Raw genomic sequence first — 19581 nt, forward strand, 5'->3', positions numbered from 1 at the left:
TGCACCATCACCATCCGCGACGGCCCGTCCGACCGCGGGACGTCCGCGGTGGTGACCCACTCGGGCGTACCGGGCGGCACGTTCTTGGAGAAGAACACCTGACCGTGCGGCCCGTCGGGATACCGCAGGAAGGACACCGGCCGGTCCCGCAGGTGCGGCAGCAGCGCCCCCGCGGCCGACGCGTAGTAGTGCAGCAGCTCCCCCTTGGTGAAGCCGTCCTCCGGATGGATCACCTTCTCCAGGTTGGAGAGCGGGATCCTTCGCCCCTCCACCTCTGTGATCGGCGTCATACGATGAGAATCCCACGCATCATGGCCATATCGGTGCAACTCCGGCGAAAGGGTGCTGAACGTGCGATCGATCTGGAACGGCGCCATCTCCTTCGGCCTGGTCAGCATCCCGATCAAGCTGGTGAACGCGACCGAGAACCACAACGTCTCCTTCCGGCAGATCCACACCGAGGACGGCGGCCGGATCCGCTACCGCAAGGTCTGCGAGCTGGAGGACAAGGAGGTCAGCCAGTCCGAGATCGGCAAGGCGTACGAGGAGTCGGACGGCTCGATGATCCCCATCACCGACGAGGACCTCCAGCAGCTCCCCATCCCCACTGCCAAGACCATCGAGATCGTCGCCTTCGTGCCGTCCGAGCGGATCGACCCGATGCAGATGGAGTCCGCCTACTACCTCGCGGCCGGCGGAGCGCAGGCCGCCAAGCCGTACACGCTGCTGCGGGAGGCGCTCAAGCGCAGCAACAAGGTCGCCATCGCCAAGTTTGCCCTGCGCGGGCGGGAGCGGCTGGGGATGCTGCGGGTGGTGGAGGAGGCGATCGTCATGCACGGCCTGCTGTGGCCCGACGAGATCCGCGAGCCGGCGGGGGTGGCCCCGGAGGGCGACGTCAAGATCCGTGACCAGGAGCTGGATCTGGCGGACGCGCTGATGGACACGCTCGGCGAGGTCGACATGGACGACCTGCACGACGAGTACCGCGAGGCGGTGGAGGAGATGGTCGCCGCCAAGGCCTCGGGCCAGGAGGCGCCGGCCATGCCGGAGGCCCCCGCGGGCGGCGGCAAGGTGCTCGACCTGATGGCCGCGCTGGAGAACAGCGTCCGCGCGGCGCAGGAGTCCCGCGGCGAGAGCGGGGAGGTGCGCGAGATGAACCGGTCGCGCACGACGCCGAAGGACACCTCCGGCAAGAAGTCCACCTCCACGGCGGCGAAGAAGTCCACCGCCAAGAAGACGGCCTCCTCCCGCGCCGGTTCCGGGGGCTCGGGTTCCGCCTCCTCCAAGAAGTCCACCAGCTCCGGCGGCGGGGGCAAGAAGGCGGCCGCGAAGAAGACCCCCGCGAAGAAGGCGGCCTCCCGCAAGCGGTCCGCCTGACACCCCGGGCCCGGGGCCCGGGGCCGAAGACCTGACGCCCGGAGCCGGGGGCCGCGAGTTCTGACGCCGGGGGGTCCGGGCCCGTCAGAGCTCCTGCGCGGGCCAGTTGAGGAGGCGGGCGCCGATCGCCGCGGTCTGCAGCGTGTACCGCTGCGCGGGGTCCGCCGCGTCCGCGCCGGTCAGCTTCCGGATCCTCTCCAGGCGGTAGGTCAGCGCCCGCACGCTCAGCGACAGCCGCCGCGCCGCCTCGGCCGCCACGCACCCGGAGTCGAAGTACGCCGTGAGCGTGTCCAGCAGCGGCTGCGCCCCGCCCCGGGCGCTCCGCAGCGGTCCCAGCGCGCTCAGGACCAGGTCCGCCAGCGCCTGCCGGTCCCGCGCCAGCACCGGGTAGACCAGCAGGTCCGCCGCCATCAGCACCGGCCCGTCGAACCCCAGCCGCTCGGCCATCTCCAGGGTGCTCAGCGCCTCCTCGTACGACTGGACGACGCCCCCGGGACCGCCGTGGGACCGCCCGACCGCCACCCGCCCGCCGTCCGTCGCCGCGAACGCCTGCTTGGCGAACCAGTTGAGGACGTCCTCCGCGTCGCCCGGCGCGACGCACAGCAGCCGGCCGTCCTTGGTGGTGACCAGGATGCGCCGGCTGTCGAACCGCGCCGTCACCGCCCGCGCCACCTGCCGCGGCACCGCGTCGCCCTCCTCGTACGCGGCCGGCCCCTCGGCCACCGCCACCGCGTGCGCCCGCGCCAGCCGCAGCCCGAACCGCTCGGCGCGCTCGGCCAGCCGGCCCAGATCGCTGCGGCCGAGCAGCAGGTCGTCGATGAACTCCCGCCGCGCCGCCTCCTCCTGGCGGATGGCCTGCCGCTGCGCCCGCTCGTACCCCTCGGCGAACGAGTCGACCGCCTGCTGCACCGCGGCCAGCGCGCAGTCCGCCGAACTCGAGCCCGAAGCCCACCCGTTGGCGGAGGAGGGCCAGGCGTCCCGGGCCGCCGCCAGGTGCGCGCTGACCATCCTGCGCAGCCCCAGCCCGGCCTCCGCGGCCTGCTCGCCCAACTCGCGCCGGGCCTCCATCTCCTCACGGGTGAGGCGACGCCCGGTGCCCGCGATCTCGGTCAGGATGCGGTCGAACCCGTCCAGGTAGTCCGCCGGTTCCGCGTGTGATGACACCGGGTCCCCGCCCTTGTTGATGCTTCCTTGACGCCGCTCCGGCAGGCAGACCCTAGCCAACACTGCCGGAAACCGGCAATGCGGTTACCGGTCACCGGAGTTCATGATGAGTCCACGGGGAGCCCGGGGGATGACTCCGGTTCCGGACACCGGCAGCGTGCCGCCGTCCGGAGCCGGAGCCCTCGACGACCGACGCCGTGGCCACGTGCCGGCGCCGCCCGGCCTCCTTGCCCCGCTCAGAGGTCTTCCCTGACGCATCGAGGACGTTGCCATGGACGCTGTCTCCACCGGCATCGGCGTGCTTCTCGCCGGCTGCCTGCTCGTCGCCCTTCTGCTGGTGCTGGTCTTCTCCAAGCTGTTCCGAAAGGTGGAACAGGGCAAGGCGCTGATCGTCTCCAAGATGCGCAGGGTGGACGTCACCTTCACCGGCCAGGTCGTCCTGCCGGTGCTGCACAAGGCCGAGGTCATGGACATCTCGGTGAAGACCATCGAGATCAGCCGCACCGGGCGCGACGGCCTGATCTGCCGGGACAACATCCGCGCCGACATCCGGATCACCTTCTTCGTCAAGGTGAACAAGACCGTGAACGACGTCGTCCGGGTCGCCCAGGCCATCGGCACCCGGCGCGCCAGTGACCAGGGCACGCTGCAGGAGCTGTTCAACGCCAAGTTCTCCGAGGCGCTGAAGACCGTCGGCAAGCAGATGGACTTCACGGACCTGTACACCAAGCGCGAGGAGCTGCGGTTCCGGATCATCGAGGTCATCGGCGTCGACCTCAACGGCTACTGCCTCGAGGACGCCGCGATCGACCACCTGGAGCAGACGCCGCTGACGCAGCTCGACCCGGCCAACGTCCTCGACGCCCAGGGCATCCGCAAGATCACCGAGCTGACGGCGATCGAGCACGTCCGCACCAACGAGGCACGCCGCACCGAGGAGAAGGAGATCACCCGTCAGGACGTCGACGCCCGCGAGGCCATCCTCGAGCTGGAGCGCCGGCAGACGGACGCGGAGATCAAGCAGAAGCGGGAGATCGAGACCGTGCGCGCCCGCGAGGAGGCGGAGACCTCCCGGGTGATGGAGGAGGAGCGGCTGCGCGCCCAGACGGCCTTCCTGCGCACCGAGGAACAGCTCGGCATCCAGCGGGAGAACCAGGCCCGGGAGATCGCCGTGGCCGCGAAGAACCGCGAGCGGGTCATCTCCATCGAGAACGAGCGCATCGAGAAGGACCGGCTGCTGGAGGTCATCGCCCGCGAACGGGAGACCCAGCTGACCCGGATCGCCGCGGAGAAGGAGCTCGAGGCGGAGCGGCGGGAGATCGCCGAGGTCGTGCGCGAGCGGGTCGCCGTGGACCGGACGGTGGCCGAGCAGGAGGAGTCGATCAAGCGGCTGCGCGCGGTCGAGGAGGCCGAGCGGGAGCGTCAGGCCGTCGTCATCGCCGCGGAGGCCCAGGCGCAGGAGAAGCTGGTCAAGGACATCAAGGCGGCCGAGGCGGCGGAGGCCGCCGCGACGCACCGGGCGGCGGAGCAGCTCACCCTCGCCGACGCGCGGCTGAGGACGGCCGACCTCGACGCCCGCGCCAAGCTCCGGCTGGTCGAGGCGGCCAGGGCCGAGGCCGCCGCCGAAGGACTCGCCGCCGTCGAGGTCCGTGACGCGGAGGCGCAGGTGGTGGAGAAGACCGGACGCGCCGAGGCCGCGGCGACCGAGGCCCGGATGCGGGCCGAGGCGGAAGGGCTGGAGGTCCGGCTGCGCGCCGAGGCCGCCGGCCTCACCGAGAAGGCCGCGGCCATGGCCGCGCTGGACGACGCGTCCCGCACGCACGAGGAGTACCGGCTGCGGCTGGAGGCGGAGAAGGACATCCGTCTGGCCGGCCTGGACGTCCAGCGACAGGTCGCCGAGGCGCAGGCCACGGTCCTCGCCACGGGGCTCGAGAACGCCGACATCAACATCGTGGGCGGGGAGTCGGTCTTCCTGGACCGGCTGGTCTCCTCCGTCTCGCTCGGCAAGGGGATCGACAGCTTCGTGCAGAGCTCGCAGACGGCCCAGGCGCTCGGCGGGGCCTGGCTGGACGGCACCTCGTCGTTCACCGAGGACCTCACCCGGATGGTGGGCTCCGTCTCGACCGGCGACGTCCGCGACCTGACCGTCTCGGCGCTGCTGACCCGGCTGATGACGTCCGGCGGCGACGGTGACGGCCGGCTGCGGTCGCTCCTCGACCACGCGACGGCACTGGGCCTGGCCGAGACACCGGTGGCCACCCTCGACGGCCACCGGCCGGTCCCCGCCGACCGATAGCCGTCCGCGCCGCCACGGGCGGGCGGGGCGGGGGCCCCGGCACGGGCCCCCGCCCACGCCTCCCGCCACTCCCGATCCGCGCCGCCCACGCCTCCCGCCCGTCGCGATCCGCGCCGCTCGCCACCCGCGCGATCCGCGCGGTACGGGCGGGGACGGTCGCGGCATCGGGCCCGACCCACGACCCGCACCGCCCGACCAGCACCACCCCGCCCTCGACCCGCACCACCCCGCCCACGATCCGCCCCGCCGGGTGGGGCGCTCCTCCCGGCCACCCACCTCGCGGCCGGGGGCCGAGACCACCCGGCGCGCCGGGTCCGCCCCGCCCGGGGACGAGCCCGCCGCCGGCCCAGGGCGCCCGACGCCCCGGCGGCGTCCGGCCCCTCCCCGCACCGCCCAGGCCGGGCCCGCCCGCGGGCCCCGCCCGTCCCGTTCCCGATGGAGGCACGCCATGACCGACACCACCGCCCCCACGGTCCGGGACACCGTTCCCACGGCAGCGGACACGGGGCCGATGGACGCGGGCGCCTACGACGTCCTCCGCACCCGCCTCGCCGCCCACGCCGCCGACCTGGCGCGGCGCGCGGAGGATCTCAACGCGCGCCGCACGGCCGCCTTCGGGGACGCCCGGCTGGAACTGGTCCGCACCGCCCGCCTGCGCACCGCCCGTCCCGCTCTCCCGTGCGACCTCCTCCCCGTGGCCGACGGCATCCTGCTCGCCGCATGCAACACCGTCCCCGCGCAAGGTGAACGGACCGCCGTCGCGGACGTGTTCACCTTGCACAGCCGCGAGGACCTGAGCCCGCTCGCCGAGGACGCCCTCCCCGGCCTGCTCGACGACCCCGCCTTCCACCGGGAGTTCGCCGACCTGCACCGCTACTACCGCGACGCCCGCCTGATCCGGCTGCGCCGGGTCGACGACACGCTGCTCGCCGTGTTCCGCACCGGCCGCCGCGCCGGCGCGGCCCCCGGCGGCTCCACATCAGGCACGGGGCCCGCCGCGGCCGCCCGCCCGGCGCCCACCGACGACATCCGCGTGCTGCGCTGGACCCTCCCGCAGGCCGCCGGGGACGCCGCCTCCGGCGAGCCGGCCCGCGCCACGTTCCTCGACGCCCGCGGCGACCGTGACCACGTCATCCCGCCCACCCACGACTTCGCCTGGACCGCCGCCACCCGCGAGGACCACGTACCGGGCCGGCACCCCCATGTCCGCGTCCAGGACGGCCTCTACGTCAGCACGGTGGGCGGCGCGCTCACCGTCAGGACGGACAACGACACCACCGCGCCCGACGACGGCGTGTTCCGCGAGCCCGTCCAGGAACCCCTTCAGTCCCTCGCCGACGCCGAGATCGCCCACGCCCGCGTCGGCCACCTCGTCCTGCTGCGCGTGCGCCCCTACAACGAGGACACCGTCCGCTGCCTGGTGTACGACACGCTCACCCGGACCGTCGTCCGCCTGGACGCCGTGGACCAGGCGTGCCGCAGGCTCCCCGACGACCAGGGCATCGTCTTCCCGGGCGGCTGCCACCTGGCGGGCGTCGGCCCCCGCGCCTTCCAGCTCGACCTGCCCGCCATGGAGTTCGAGCGCGAGGTGCGCTCACCCAACGGCGAGGACGTCCTCCACGCCTTCCACTCCGCGACGACCGGCCTCAGCCTGCTGCTGCCGTACAACCTGATCCGCCAGGAGATCGTCACCCCGATCCTCTGCCAGGGCTGGGCGCTCTTCGACGACGGCACCCTGCTGGTGCTGCGCGCCGAGGGCGACGAGCCGGCCCGCGTCCACCCGGTCCGCGTCTGGCGCTCCCCGTTCGTCTCCGACACCCACGCCGCCGCCCAGGCGGCCCCGGACGACTTCGCCGACCCCCTGCTGCGCATCGGCAACGCCGACCTGGTGCGCGGCCTCTCCGACTGCCTCGCCGTCGCCCGTACCGTCACCGAGACCGCCGCGTCCCCCACCCCCGAGGCCTACCGCGCCCTGGCCGCCGCCTGCCTGCGCGTCGCCGACGCCCACCACTGGCTCACCGAACCCGCCCTGGGAGCCCTCGCCGAACCGCTCGGACAGGTCGGGGAGACCGCCGGGCAGGTGCTCGCGGAGTACGAGACGGTCCGCGCGCTGACGGCCCACGCCGAGGAGGAGGTCGCCGGGGCGGAGGCACAGGCGGCCTCCCTCGTCCGCCGCCTGCGGGGGGAGACCCCCCGCACCGCCCTGGCCTGGGTGGAGGGACTCACCGCACTGCGCTCCCACCTCGGCCGTCTGCTCGGGCTGAAGGACCTCCGGTACGCCGACGCCGTCCGCATCGACGCCCTCGCCGCCGACCTCACCGGGAACCTGGAGGTCCACGGCCGCCGCGCCGTGGCGTTCTTCGCCCGTGACGACGCCTTCACCGCCCACCACGAGGCCGTCGAGGAGCTGGCCGACGAGGCCGGGCGCATCACCACCACCGCCGCCGCGGCCCCGGTGACCGCCCGGCTGGACGAACTGGCCGCCGGCCTGACCACCGTCACCGAGGTGGTCACCGGCCTGGAGATCGCCGACGTCACCGTGCGCACCACCGTGCTGGAGCGGATCGCCGAGGCGACCGGCCGGGTCAACCGGGCCCGCGCCGTCCTCGACGCCCGCCGCCGGTCCCTGCTCGCCGAGGAGGGCCGTGCCGAGTTCGCCGCCGAGTTCGCCCTGCTGAGCCAGACGGTCGGCGGCGCGCTCTCCGCCGCGGCCACCCCCCAGGACTGCGAGGAGCAACTGGCGCGACTGTCGGTGCGGTTGGAGAACCTGGAGTCCCGGTTCGCCGAGCACGACGAGTTCCTCGACCGGCTCGACGCCAAGCGCGCCGAGATCCACGAGGTGTTCTCCGCCCGCCGCCAGACCCTCGCCGACGCCCGCGCCCGGCGCGCCGACCAGCTGACCGCCTCCGCCGAACGGGTCCTCGCCACCGTGGCGCGCCGGGCCGCCGCCCTGCCCGACGCCGACGCCGTGGCCGCCTACTTCGCCTCCGACCCCCTGGTCGCCAAGGTCGGCCGGGCCGCCGGGGAACTGCGGGCCCTGGACGACACCGTCCGCGCCGAGGAACTCGACGGCCGCCTCGAGGCCGCCCGCCAGGAGGCGGCCCGCGCCCTGCGCGACCGCACCGACCTCTTCACCGACGGGGGCCGCACCCTTCGCCTGGGCGTCCACCGCTTCGCCGTCAACACCCGGCCGGCCGACCTCGCCCTGGTGCCGCACGGTGAGGCGGGCCTGGCCTTCGCGATCACCGGCACCGACTACCGCGAGCCGCTCGCCGTCGACCCGGACGACCACGCCGACGCCCTGCTCCTCGCCGGGCGGCCGTCGGCCTCGGAGTCGCCGCAGGTCACCCGCGCCGAGTACCTGGCGTACCGGGTGCTCGCCGAGCACGGACCCGCCGCACCGGCGGCGTACGAGGAACTGACCGGGCCGGCCCGGGAGATCGCCCGCCGGGACTACGAGGACGGCTACGAGATCGGCGTGCACGACCACGACGCCGCCCTCCTCCTCGCCGCGCTCCTCCCGCTGCACGAGAAGGCGGGCCTGCTGCGCCACGAGCCGGCCGTGCGCGCGGCCGCCCAGCTCTTCTGGGCGTACACCGCCACCGGGGCGGAACGCGAGACCTGGACCCGCCGCGCCCGCTCCCTGGTCCGGGCCGGCGCCGTCTTCGGCGCGCCGGACGCCCCGGACGCCCTGCGCGCGGAGCTCGCCGCCGTGATCGGGGCACGGCCGGTCCCCGCCGCCCCGCTGCCCGGCCCTCAGCCGCAGGACGCCGCGCCCGACGCCGTCGCCGCCTACCTGCTGGACGAACTCACCACGTCGCCCGACGGCTTCGTCGTCGCCGCCGCGGTCCACGCCCTCCTGGACGGTTTCCACCGGGCCACCGCCGGCACCGGCTTCGCGGACGACCTGGCCGCCCTCACCGACCACGCCGCCCGCCACCAGCTCGCGGGCGCCTGGATCGCCGCGTACGCCGCCGCCGAGGGTGTGGACCTCCCTCCCGGCGACCTCGCCGAGGCCGTCGCCGTCGAGCTGACCGCCGGCCCGCTCGCCCACCACCCGTCCGAGGCCGTCCTCACCACCACGGTGGAGGGACTGCTCGCCGCGCACCCCCGCGTCGTGGACGGCGCCCTCACCCTCCGCCTCGACGAATGGCTCGCCCGCACGGCCCGCTTCGCCGCGCACGACGTCCCCGCCTTCCACGCCGCCCGGCGCCGCCGCACCGCACTCGTGACCGCGGAGCGCGCCCGCCTGCGGCTGGACGAGTTCCGGCCCCGCGTCATGGACGCCTTCGTCCGCAACCGCCTCGTCGACGAGGTCTACCTGCCACTGATCGGCGACAACCTGCACAAGCAACTCGGGGGCGCCGGCGGCCTGCTGCTGCTCGTCTCGCCGCCCGGTTACGGCAAGACGACGCTGATGGAGTACGTCGCCGAGCGCCTCGGCCTCCTCCTGGTCAAGGTCAGCGGCCCGGCCCTCGGGCAGGCCGTCACCTCGCTCGACCCCGCCGACGCCCCCGACGCCGCGTCCCGCCGCGAGGTCGAGAAGATCAACTTCGCGCTGGCGGCAGGCAACAACACCCTGCTCCACCTCGACGACATCCAGCACACCTCGCCGGAGTTCCTGCAGAAGTTCATCCCCCTCTGCGACGCCACGCGCCGGATGGAAGGGGTCCGCGACGGACAGGCCCGCACCTTCGACCTGCGCGGCAAACGGTTCGCGGTCTGCATGACCGGCAACCCCTACACCGAGTCCGGCGGACTCTTCCGCGTCCCCGACATGCTCGCCAACCGCGCCGACGTGTGGAACCTCGGCGACGTCCTCACCGGCCGGGAGGACGCCTTCGCCCTCAGCTTCGTGGAGAACGCCCTCACCGCCAACCCCGTGCTGGCGCCGCTGGCCTCCCGCCCACGCGCCGACCTGGAACTGCTGCTGCGCATCGCCCGCGGGGACACCGCCGCCCGCGCCGACCGCCTGGCCCGCTTCCTCGCGCCCGCGGAACTCGACCGTGTGGTCGCGGTGCTGCGTCACCTGCTCGCCGCGCGCGACGTGGTCCTCGCGGTCAACGCCGAGTACATCGCCTCGGCCGCCCGCTCCGGCGACAGCCGCGCCGAACCGCCGTTCCAGCTCCAGGGCTCCTACCGCAACCTCAACCGCATCGCCCAGCGCATCCAGCCCGTCATGTCCGACGCCGAGCTGAGCGCCGTCGTCGACGACCACTACCGGGCCGAGGCCCAGACCCTCACGACCGGCGCCGAGGCCAACCTGCTCCGGCTGTCCGAGCTGCGTGGGACGCTGAGCGAAGAACAGGCCGTCCGCCTCCGGGAGGTCCGCGCCGGGTACGCGCGTGCCCGCTCCCTCGGCGGGCCGGAGACCGACCCCGTCAACCGGGCGGTCGCCGCCCTCGGCCTGCTCGCCGAGCGTGCGGCCGCCATCGAGACCGCCCTCACCCGGACGTACCGCGACCGAGGCCAGGACCGGGACCACGACCGGGACGTCGCTCCCGGGTCCGAAGGTGGCCACGTCCGCGTCGGCGCCCACGACCGTGACCGTGACCGGAAGGAGCCCCCCTGACATGGCTCCCTATCTGATCCCCGTCGCCCCCGCCCTGCTCCTGATCGCCGTTTCCACGGCCTTCCAGGTCAGGCGTGACCGCCGGGTCCTGGAGTCCTTCCTGCCGTGCGACGAGAACGAGCCACAGGGCTGACGGCCTGCTCGTTTCCGCCCCGGCGGCCCGCACGTTTCGCTAGGGTCCCGACGGACGGGCAGCCCCCACCTGGCTGCCCGTCCGCATGCCCGTCGACCGAGAAGGCCTCGCCGTGTCATCCGAACGCCCGCAGTCCGCCGCACCCGACACCACCATGGGCGCCGGCCCCGCCCCGGCGGTCCGCCGTCACCGTCTGCTCCGCGTGCGCGCGGTCCTCACGGTGTGTGCCCTGGCCTCCACGGTGCTGCTCACCGCCGCCTGCGGAGACAGTTGCGCCTCCACCACGCGCAAGGGGCGCTCCGGCGGATCGTCGGGCGGCTCCTCGTCCTGCTCGGGGTCCACCGGCTACAGCGGGAGCTACCACAACGACTACGACGATGACGACGACTACGGATCGGGTTCCGGCTCCGGCTCGGACGACTCCTCCGACTCCTCCGACTCCTCCGGGTCCGACGACTACTCGCCGCCGGCCGAGAGGTTCCCCGCCCAGGCGCGGCCCGGCAACGCCACCCAGATGCTCACCGTGCAGCTGAACGCCCAGTACGGCCCCGAACTCACCGCCTGGCGCAAGGACGCCGGCGGCGAGTGGGCGGTGGCCTTCTCCGCCCTCTCCCCGGGCGACTTCGACCTCGACATCCCCGACGGCACCTACCCCGTCACGACCGCGTTCGGCAACGCCAAGGCCCCCTCCGGCACGACGTTCACCTACCGCCGTGTCACGAAGGGCAGCTACCAGGGCCTCGACCTGCCGGCGCCGGACGGGAGTCCGCTCTACGGCATCGTCGTCGACACGGGCAGGCCGGAGAGCACGCTCGTCCACGGCAACGTCACCCCCGGCGACGCGGACATGCGCATCAACGACACCGACATGGAACGCGTGCTGACCTGGCTGAACCCCACCGCGCACCCGCGCATCGCCTTCATCGGCGGCTACGGCGAGTAGGCCGGTCAGCAGTCCGGTCGGTCAGTAGTCCGGGAACTGGACGAGCCGGTCCTTCCGCCCCGCGATCTCCGGCTGGTACACCTCGGCCTCCCAGTCCTCACGCTCCACCGGCTCGAGCCCGATCGACACGGCCCCCTGCCGCACCCCGAACGCCTCCTGCACCGCCTCCGAGACCCGGGCCGCCAGCCGCGCGCGGGTCTCGTCGTCGAGGTCCTTGGGGAAATGCTTGATGATCACGTGCGGCATCCGCCGGTCCTCCGTCTCGTCGTCGGCGTCAACCTTCGCAGGCGCCCTCGGCGCTCGTGACGGTGACCCACCGATAGCGGAACGCGAGGGGCCCGCTGCCCGTTCCGGTCAGCGTCACGCAGAACTCCGCGTCGGTGCCGTCGGCGGACACGGTGAAGGAGCCCTCGTACCAGCCGGGTTCCCTCTGCTGCCCGCCGCTCAGGTCGACCGTCCCCTCGTACTTGTCGCCCGCCCTTTCGACGATCGCCCGCAGCGACTCCTTCGGGTCGTCGATGCCGGGCCCCGCCGTCGCCGATGTCTCTAGCGCGGGACCCGCGGCGGTCACCGCCTCCTGGAGCTCGCCGGCGTCCCATCGGTCCCGGCCGGTGAAGAGCCCGGGCCGCATCACCGCCGTCATCGCCACCACCCCGATCACCGCGCCGCCGACGGCCAGTGCCCGCCCGACCGGGTTGCGCAGGTTGTACGCGTATCGCCCGTGCCGTCCGACGCGTGCGAAGACGGGCTCCCCGCCCTCACCAGGGGGCCGCTGCTCACCCATCCCGTTCCTCCTTGCCGGTCACCGTGGCCCGCTACCGCTTGGCGGCCCGGTACCGGCGCTGAAGCTCGGTCAGTCGCTCCGGTCGTTTCGCCCCGTTGAGCTCCGCCAGCAGGTCGTCCGGGCACAACTCGTAGTGGTCGCCCCAGTGATGCCGGCCCCGGTTGTCCCAGATCCGGTACCCGCCCGGCACCCCACGGGCCACGTAACGCCGCTTGGCCACTCGTCCTCCTGTCCTCCCGTACCGGGGCACAGTAGGGCGGGGCGACGTCGAGGCGCAGCCCGATATCCGGGGGCGTCGTCCCACCGGTCCCTGACACCATGCCGCCATGGCCACCCCGTCACCCGACCCCGAGTACGCGCTCACCAGGATGTACTCCGTGCCCGACGACGCCTGGTACCTGGAGCTGGACCTCGTCGGCACACAGCGCGCCGTCGTCACCGCGATCGTCCCGGACGAGGACCCGGCGAGGGAGCCGACGGTCTGCTTCGAGACGCGGTCGCCGGAGAAGCACCTCGACGTCCCGTACGCGGTGATGGCCTGGTTCATGTCCGTCGTCGAGGAGGAGATCCACCGCTCCCGGGCCTGGATGCGGCTGCGCCCCGACCTGGTGGAGGTGGTCCACGGCCTCCGCCAGGAGCACCTGGGCATCGTCTCCGACGACGACTTCGACGGCGTCCTCGCCGAACTGCGCGGCACCGTCGCGGAACCGGACCTCCCCGCCGTCCTCGCGGCCGCCTTCGGGCGGAAGCCGGACGGAAGCCTCGTGAGCGACGACCTCACCGCGCCCTGAGTCCCTGAGGGGTGGGGCGAGGGCCCGTCAGTCCAGGGTGTCGACGTACGCGCTGCCCGCCTCGGAGAGGTCCCGGACCTGCTGCCGCACGTCCTTCAGGGACACGTCGCGGTCCTCGGCGAGGTAGACCCAGTCGACCTCCATGTCCCAGGTGCGTTCGGAGCTCTTGAAGGGCAGGTCGATGAACCACGCGCTGAAGTGCACGCCCATCGCCTCGCGCGGGAAGTACGCGTCGTCCGTGCGGAACAGGACGCGGCCGTCCACCGAGTAGGCGGTGCCCCCGTCGACGGCCGTGATCATCAGGGTGTGCCAGCCGTCGCCCAGCTTCTCGACGGTCGCACGGGTCACGCGGTCGCCGGCGTCGACGTCGCGCCAGCTGGTGGTGTCCAGCCGGGGGCCGTACGCGCCCCAGCCGCCGTTGGGCATGTACTCGAAGTCGAGTTCGCTGTACCGCTTCGACCGTTGGTCCGGCGAGATGGCGAAGAAGGACTGGCTGACGTGGTCGCCGTCGCGCCCTTGGGCCGGGTGGTCGCTGAACCGGACGCGCGCGGCGAGGGTGCCGGTGCGGAACCTCGGCGCGGTGTTGATCTCCACCTGGCGGGTGCCGGCCTCGGTGCCGTCCGTCCCCGCCCGCAGCCGCAGCACCTGGTCGGACGTGGAGCCGGAGCCCTCACGCGGAGCCGTGTCCCCGCCCGCACCCGTGTCCCCGCCCGCACCCGTGTCCGGCGCATCGGCGGGGAAGGTGATCCCCGCCCTGTCCCAGGTGTTCGCGATCCCCGGGCCGCCCGCGCCGGTGCGCACGCGCCAGCCCCCGGCCTTGAGGGCCGGGTCGGCGGGACCTGTGTAGTGGAAGTCGTCGAAGAGGACGCCGTCGGCGGCTTCGCCCGCCGTGTCCGCCGTCTCCCGAGGCGCGGGGGACGCGGCCCGGCTGCCGGGCTCGTCGCCCCAGACCAGCCCGCCCCGCAGGTAGGCGGTCACCTTGGGCGCGGGCCCGTACCGGGTGAGGGCCGGGTCGTAGGACGGGTCGTCGGTCTGATCCAGCCGTCCGTGGTCCAGGCGGTACAGCTGGAGACCGATGCCCTTGCTCGACCCGCCGGCAGGCAGGGTCCCGGCGGCCGGGGAGAACCCGACCTCCAGGTACCGCAGGTCCTTCTTCGCCGTGCCGACGCGCAGGGTCACCCGCGAGCAGTCCAGCGCGGTCCGGACGCAGTTGGCGCCGTACCCGGTGCCGGGCCGCCCGCCCTGCGTCGTCCCGCCCTCCACCCCGTCGTCGACCCGGAAGTGGTAGCGCAGCACCACGTCCGAGAGCCGCACGGCGCGGTCCGAGGTGTTGGCCACCTCCAGCCACGGGGCCGCCACCTCCGGCCGGGCGGAGGTGGTGACGCGGTACCGCACGGTCAGTGCGGGGGCGTCCTCCCCGTCCGCGCGCAGCTGCGGGACCAGGAGGACGCCGACGCCGGCCAGCACCACGGCCACGGCCGTCACCACGAGCGCCGGCGACAGCCGTCCCCCCGTCCGTCGACGGCGGCGGGGGTGGGGGCGACGGCGGCTCATGGTGGCTCCTCGGCGGACTACGGGGGAGAGGGGCAGGAGCGAGGGGACGCGATGTCCGCTTGGTCCGCACATCTGCACGACCGCGCCATCGTAGTGGTGGCCGAAAAGCGCGCCTACCGCCTATGACATCAGTCACCCGGTGTGCCGCCCGGGCGTCCGGATTGCCCGTATCAACCCCCCTGGTCGCACCGCAGGGTGGTGACGAGTCGCCGTCGGCGGCCTGAGGGCTCGTCCACGAGGTCGTGCGGTGCCCCCGGCCGAGGGTCGAGATCCGGAAAGCTGAGGTAATTTTGTTGAGCTTTCACGTAATCATCACATCGTGCGGGCCGATGACGTTTGACATGGGGTGGGAGAAGGCTTTGTCGGCCACTACGGCGCGTCGTGCGCGCAAGCAACCGGGGACCAACGCGGCGCACAGCCGGCACCGCAGGGGCCGTGGCGCCGTCCATTCGGTCGGCGGCCTGCTGACCGAGCTGCTGTACGAGACGGTCGTGATCGTCCCCGCGCGCAACGAGGAGGTCGGCGTCCTCATGTCGCTGGACTCCCTCGCGGCGCAGACGCGTCGTCCTGACCTGATCATCGTGGTCGTCAACAACTCCACGGACCGCACGATGGAGTTCGCCCAGCAGTTCGCCGACGAGGTGACCTCGCCGCTCACCGTGGTGCTGAACTTCGAGGACAACCCGCACAAGAAGGCCGGCGCCCTCAATCTGGGCCTGCGCTGGCTGCGGGAGGCGGTCGGCGGCCGGCTCACCGGGGCGGTGGGACACGTCCTGGTGATGGACGCCGACACCGAGCTCCACCCCCGGTTCATCGAGCGGGCCCGCAACGTCCTCGCCTCCGACCCGGAGCTCGGCGGCGTCAGTGCCGCCTGCCTGGGCCGCACCGGTCTGTGGCGCAGTCCCTGGCAGCGCTACCTGCTCGGCATGCAGATCATCGAGTACGCCCGCGCCGCCAACGGCCGCTTCCGCAGGGATGTCCACACCATGGCGGGAGCCGGCTCCTTCTACCGGGCGGAGGCCCTGCAGAGTCTGCTGGACTGGAGGGGCGCGGTGTTCTGGGAGGACCACCGCAACCTCGTCGAGGACTACGAGACCACTCTGGCGCTCAAGGAGTCCGGCTGGAAGGTCACCGCCAACCAGCTCTGCATCGCCTACACCGACCTCATGCCGACCTTGCGTGAACTGATACAGCAGCGCGAGCGGTGGAGTCGCGGGACCGTGGACACCCTGCGCTACCGCGGGTGGACCAAGTTCACCTGGCACACCATTGCCACGCTGGTGCTGGGCCTCCTCGGCCTCTCGTACATCCTGGGCTACGGCACCACCCAGATGATCGTCGTCGCCCGCCAGGGCTTCTCGGACAACCCGTTGCTGGTCGTCCTCCTGGCCTTCTGGCTCCTTCATCCCGCCCTGCGGGTCAGGAACCTGGGCTGGAAGGCGATGCTCGTCGAGGCGCTGCTGCTGCCCGAACTGGTCTACATGCTGGTCCGCGCCTACTGGCTGCTGTCCTCCGTCGTCAAGTCGTACGTGACCCGCGTCACGGCGTGGAAGTAAGCGCGAAGGCAGGCAGAAAACCGTGAACTCACTCAAGGGCTTCGGCATCCTCGCCGCGTTCGGCGGCCTGATCTACGTCATGAGCAAGGCCGACCGTCTCGACCGGCTCGTGCTGGTCGTCACCGTCGCGGTGGTGGCCGGCTCGCTCCTCCTGTGGGCGGCCGCCGTCCGCCGGGCTCGTCAGGACCGCCGCGCGGCCCGCGGGCCGGGCCGTGGCGTCTCCCGCCGGGCGGCCCGGGGCTGAACCCCGGCCCGGGTCGGCTCCCGGCCCAGGGTCAGTTCTGCGGAGCCGCCCATGCCTCGGGGGCGAAGTGCTGCGCGTCGTCGAGCCACGGCGTCTCGTCCTCCCCGAAGTCGGGGGCCTGGAACGGCTGGGTCACCGGCGGGGGTGACGACACGGCGGCGGTGCGGTGCTGCTGGGACGCCCCGTCCGGGGCGGAGAACAGCGAGGAGAGTTCGATGAGGGGGACTTCCGTTCGGTGACGGGCCCGCGAGAATCGCGGAGCCCGGGTGTCGTGGCTTCCGGCCGGCCGGCCGGCCCTGGCCGGTGGCCAGGCGCGACGACGGCGCGGAGGCGCGGGTCTAGAGCTTGCTCATCTTGGCGTACGGGCTCAGGATCCGCTCCTGCGTGGGACCGAAGTCCACCAGCGCGGCGATCCCGTCCTCGATGCCGATCACCCGGCCGAGACCGAACAGGTCGTGCGTGACCCGGTCGCCCACGGCGAAGTGCTTGAGGGGAGGCGCGACCGGAGCCTTGAACGGGCTGGTCGGCAGATGACGTTTAGGTGCTGCTGACTTTGTCATTACTGCCAGTATGCGCCCGACGGGGCGGCTGGGGAGGACCTTGTTCCTGTGAATTGTGCCCGGAGCGGGCGGGGGAGGGGTCCTGCGGCCGCCCGGGCACGCGAAAAGCCCCCCGGCGGGTGCCGGGGGGCCTCTGGTTCACGTGCTGCGGCGATGCTTCCGCGAGCCGGGGCGTTCGCGGTCGGTGGGACGACCGGTCAGATCTTCACGCCGTGGTTGGCGAGGAACTTGGCCGGGTCGACGGCCGAGCCGTAGTTGGCGGTCGTGCGGATCTCGAAGTGCAGGTGAGGACCGCTGGAGTTGCCGGTGTTGCCGGACAGGGCGATCTGCTCGCCGGTGTTCACCTTCTCGCCGACGTTCACCTGGATCTTGGAGAGGTGGGCGTACTGCGAGTAGGTGCCGTTGTCGTGCTTGACGACGATGGCGTTGCCGTAGGCGGGGCCGTCACCGGCGCCCCAGCCGCCGGCCTTGACGACGGTGCCCTCGTGGGCGGCGAAGACCTTGGTGCCGGTCGGGACGGCGAAGTCCTGGCCGGAGTGCTTGTGCGCCCACATGCCGCCGTTCTGGGCGAAGCTGGCGGACAGCTTGTACTTCTGGACCGGGTCGACCCAGCTCGGCTTGGCGGCCTTCTTGGCCTCGGCGACGGTGTGGACGCCGGTGGCCGCGGTGCCGGCCGCCTCGGGGGCGCCGGCAGCAGTCGCGACTCCGGCACCCAGCACGACCGAGGCTCCCAGGCCGGCTGCCAGGACGGCGGCGCGGGTGCGGAGGGCGGAGGTACCGGTGGTGCGGAGCGTGACGCGCTGGAACATGCGGAACCCTTTGGCTCGGAGATCAGGACTGCCGCCGGTGAACCAGGACGGTGCCCGGCGACGGGTTCATTGGTAACCGGACCCCGGGCCGCCTGACAAAGGTGTGATCTACGAAGCTTCTTCGTAAGTGCATGCTTGTCGTGCCCTAACGCCACAGAACCCTGCAAAGTGGTGCAAAACGGAAACGCGCAGGTGAGGCCGGTGCAAACCGGTCTCACCTGCGCGTACGGCTGCCGCGGCGCCCCCTGTCCGTGCCGCTAAGCGCCTTAGGAGGTGACCTGGGCCCTATGGGGCACCTCACCGCCAGGCCCCCATTTCGGGGCTGTCGGGGGCTGTCCGGGGTGGTTGGGAGGCGTGCCGCCTTCGCGCCGTCGGGGGCGGATCAGGCGGTCGCGCCGCCCTTCCAGTCGACGAGCTGGACGATGACCCCGTTCGGGTCGCGGACCTGGAAGGCGCGCTCGCCCCACTCCTCCACGGTCAGCGGCATGGTGATCGGCACCCCCGCGTCGGTCAGGCGCGCCAGCTCCCCCTCCAGGTCGTCGACCTCGAAGGCCAGGATCAGGCCCTGGGCGTGATCGTCGCGCTGGTCGGCGGGCAGGGTCTCCAGGCCCCGACGCAGGAAGATCACGTTCATGGCGACGTCCTCGCGGGCGAGGGAGGCGAACCCGTCGGCTGCCATCTTCTCGACGAAGCCGAAGTGGTCCTGGAGGAAGGCGCTGGAGGCGATGACGTCCTCGACGTTGAGGGATATGGCGCACGCGGTGATCTTCATGAGGCCTCCTGAGGGGTCCCGGCGGGTTCGGTGAACCGGCCCGCTTTCTCTGTACGGCGTATATTGTACAGTGTTCAGAGAAGGTCTGCGGGGAAAATCAGATCCATGCCGACCGAACGAACCAGCGCGGGCGATCCCGCCAGCACTCTGCGCCTGCTGTGGCGCGACGCCCTGGGGGAGCTGCGGGCCGACGAGCCCGCCGGAACCCGCCGCGGTCCCCGCCGGGCACTGAGCGTCGACGCCGTGGTGGACACCGCGACGCGGCTCGCCGACGCCGAGGGCCTGGAGGCGCTCACCATGCGCCGGGTGGCCGGTGACCTGGGCGTCGTCCCGATGACCCTCTACACCTACGTCCCCGCCAAGGCCGAGCTGCTCGACCTGATGCTGGACGCCGCCTACGCCCGGATGCCGCGAACGGACACCACCGGGCGCCCCTGGCGGGAGAAGGTGACCGCCGTCGCCGACGAGAACCGCGCGCTGTTCACCCGCCACCCCTGGGCCGCCGCCGTCTCCACCGTCCGGCCGCCGCTGGGCCCGGGACAGATGGCGAAGTACGAGCACGAGCTCGCCGCCTTCGACGGCCTCGGCCTGGACGACGTCACCATGGACGACTGCCTCACCCACCTGCTCGCCTTCGTCCAGGCGAACGCCCGCACCGCTGCCGCCGCGCGGGCCGCCGGAGCCGACGGAGGCATGGACGAGCAGGAGTGGTGGGAGGCCAACGCCCCCCTGCTCGCCCAGGTCCTCGACCCGGCCGTCTACCCCCTCGCCTCACGCGTCGGCACGGCCGCCGGCGAGGCCCACGGCAGCGCGCACGACCCGGACCACGCGTACGTCTTCGGGCTGCGCCGGGTGCTGGACTCGTTCGCGGCGCTGATCGAGGCGGGGGGATAGGGGCGGGGCGGCACCATCACGGCGCCGCCGGATCGGGAGGGGCAGCCCCGTGCCGCCCTCACGTCGCGCCGGGTCGGGGGAGGGGACGGTCCGGTGCCGCCCCCAAGCCGTGCGGGGTCGGGGGACGGCGCG

General features: G+C 73.1%; 18 protein-coding genes. 9 read left to right on the forward strand and 9 right to left on the reverse strand.

Going from position 1 to position 19581, the window contains the following annotated elements:
• Positions 1-290: non-homologous end-joining DNA ligase LigD (ligD, locus tag ABT026_RS03315; protein WP_502967890.1), on the reverse strand; the 290-nt coding region annotated here is incomplete at its 3' end.
• A gap of 61 nt (positions 291-351) precedes the next feature.
• On the opposite strand from ligD, the gene ku reads away from it, so the two are divergent.
• On the forward strand, positions 352-1377 hold the full coding sequence (gene ku, locus ABT026_RS03320; RefSeq protein ID WP_351111664.1) for a non-homologous end joining protein Ku: 1026 nt from the start codon (positions 352-354) through the stop codon (positions 1375-1377).
• Positions 1378-1461: 84 nt separating this feature from the next.
• On the opposite strand, the gene ABT026_RS03325 is transcribed toward ku, so the two are convergent.
• Positions 1462-2541: a PucR family transcriptional regulator gene (locus tag ABT026_RS03325; RefSeq protein WP_351111666.1), complete on the reverse strand. Its 1080-nt coding sequence runs from the start codon at positions 2539-2541 to the stop codon at positions 1462-1464.
• A 271-nt stretch (positions 2542-2812) separates the two neighbouring features.
• Between ABT026_RS03325 and ABT026_RS03330 the strand changes: the two genes are divergently transcribed.
• From ABT026_RS03330 to ABT026_RS03345, 4 genes are all read left to right on the forward strand, one after another.
• Positions 2813-4837: an SPFH domain-containing protein gene (locus ABT026_RS03330; protein ID WP_351111668.1), complete on the forward strand. Its 2025-nt coding sequence runs from the start codon at positions 2813-2815 to the stop codon at positions 4835-4837.
• Between the two features lie 448 nt (positions 4838-5285).
• Entirely contained in the window at positions 5286-10409 is a 5124-nt protein-coding gene (locus ABT026_RS03335) for a DNA repair ATPase (RefSeq protein WP_502967891.1), read from the forward strand.
• A gap of 1 nt (position 10410) precedes the next feature.
• The gene (locus ABT026_RS03340) at positions 10411-10542 is read left to right on the forward strand and encodes a hypothetical protein (RefSeq protein WP_351111670.1); all 132 of its coding nucleotides are present in this window, start codon (positions 10411-10413) and stop codon (positions 10540-10542) included.
• A 112-nt stretch (positions 10543-10654) separates the two neighbouring features.
• Positions 10655-11485: a hypothetical protein gene (locus ABT026_RS03345; protein ID WP_351111672.1), complete on the forward strand. Its 831-nt coding sequence runs from the start codon at positions 10655-10657 to the stop codon at positions 11483-11485.
• 21 nt (positions 11486-11506) lie between these two features.
• Here ABT026_RS03345 and ABT026_RS03350 read toward each other — a convergent pair whose 3' ends face one another.
• From ABT026_RS03350 to ABT026_RS03360, 3 genes are read right to left on the reverse strand one after another with little or no spacing between them, the layout of a single operon-like run.
• Positions 11507-11731: a tautomerase family protein gene (locus ABT026_RS03350; protein WP_351111674.1), complete on the reverse strand. Its 225-nt coding sequence runs from the start codon at positions 11729-11731 to the stop codon at positions 11507-11509.
• A 28-nt stretch (positions 11732-11759) separates the two neighbouring features.
• Positions 11760-12269, reverse strand: a complete 510-nt coding sequence (locus ABT026_RS03355; protein ID WP_351111676.1) for a hypothetical protein — start codon at positions 12267-12269, stop codon at positions 11760-11762.
• Between the two features lie 31 nt (positions 12270-12300).
• Positions 12301-12489 (reverse strand): hypothetical protein, encoded by a 189-nt coding sequence (locus ABT026_RS03360; protein ID WP_351111678.1) that lies wholly within the window; start codon positions 12487-12489, stop codon positions 12301-12303.
• A gap of 106 nt (positions 12490-12595) precedes the next feature.
• On the opposite strand from ABT026_RS03360, the gene ABT026_RS03365 reads away from it, so the two are divergent.
• Complete coding sequence (locus ABT026_RS03365; protein ID WP_351111680.1) at positions 12596-13060, forward strand: hypothetical protein; 465 nt, start codon at positions 12596-12598, stop codon at positions 13058-13060.
• 27 nt (positions 13061-13087) lie between these two features.
• Here ABT026_RS03365 and ABT026_RS03370 read toward each other — a convergent pair whose 3' ends face one another.
• Positions 13088-14614, reverse strand: a complete 1527-nt coding sequence (locus ABT026_RS03370) for a glycoside hydrolase family 16 protein (protein WP_351111682.1) — start codon at positions 14612-14614, stop codon at positions 13088-13090.
• Positions 14615-14943: 329 nt separating this feature from the next.
• Here ABT026_RS03370 and ABT026_RS03375 point away from each other — a divergent pair, with 329 nt between their 5' ends.
• A complete protein-coding gene (locus ABT026_RS03375) occupies positions 14944-16170 on the forward strand; it encodes a glycosyltransferase family 2 protein (protein WP_351111684.1) in 1227 nt (408 codons plus the stop codon).
• A 22-nt stretch (positions 16171-16192) separates the two neighbouring features.
• Positions 16193-16414: a hypothetical protein gene (locus tag ABT026_RS03380; RefSeq protein WP_351111686.1), complete on the forward strand. Its 222-nt coding sequence runs from the start codon at positions 16193-16195 to the stop codon at positions 16412-16414.
• Positions 16415-16752: 338 nt separating this feature from the next.
• Here ABT026_RS03380 and ABT026_RS03385 read toward each other — a convergent pair whose 3' ends face one another.
• The 3 genes from ABT026_RS03385 to ABT026_RS03395 form a co-directional block, all read right to left on the reverse strand.
• Entirely contained in the window at positions 16753-16974 is a 222-nt protein-coding gene (locus ABT026_RS03385) for a hypothetical protein (RefSeq protein ID WP_108954394.1), read from the reverse strand.
• 197 nt (positions 16975-17171) lie between these two features.
• The gene (locus ABT026_RS03390) at positions 17172-17783 is read right to left on the reverse strand and encodes a M23 family metallopeptidase (protein ID WP_351111688.1); all 612 of its coding nucleotides are present in this window, start codon (positions 17781-17783) and stop codon (positions 17172-17174) included.
• A 382-nt stretch (positions 17784-18165) separates the two neighbouring features.
• A complete protein-coding gene (locus tag ABT026_RS03395) occupies positions 18166-18555 on the reverse strand; it encodes a VOC family protein (RefSeq protein WP_351111690.1) in 390 nt (129 codons plus the stop codon).
• 105 nt (positions 18556-18660) lie between these two features.
• On the opposite strand from ABT026_RS03395, the gene ABT026_RS03400 reads away from it, so the two are divergent.
• Positions 18661-19449: a TetR/AcrR family transcriptional regulator gene (locus ABT026_RS03400; RefSeq protein ID WP_351111692.1), complete on the forward strand. Its 789-nt coding sequence runs from the start codon at positions 18661-18663 to the stop codon at positions 19447-19449.
• Positions 19450-19581 lie beyond the last annotated feature (132 nt).

It is taken from the genome of Streptomyces sp. NPDC002734 (assembly GCF_040295685.1).
In the GTDB taxonomy this organism is placed as follows: Bacteria; Actinomycetota; Actinomycetes; order Streptomycetales; family Streptomycetaceae; genus Streptomyces.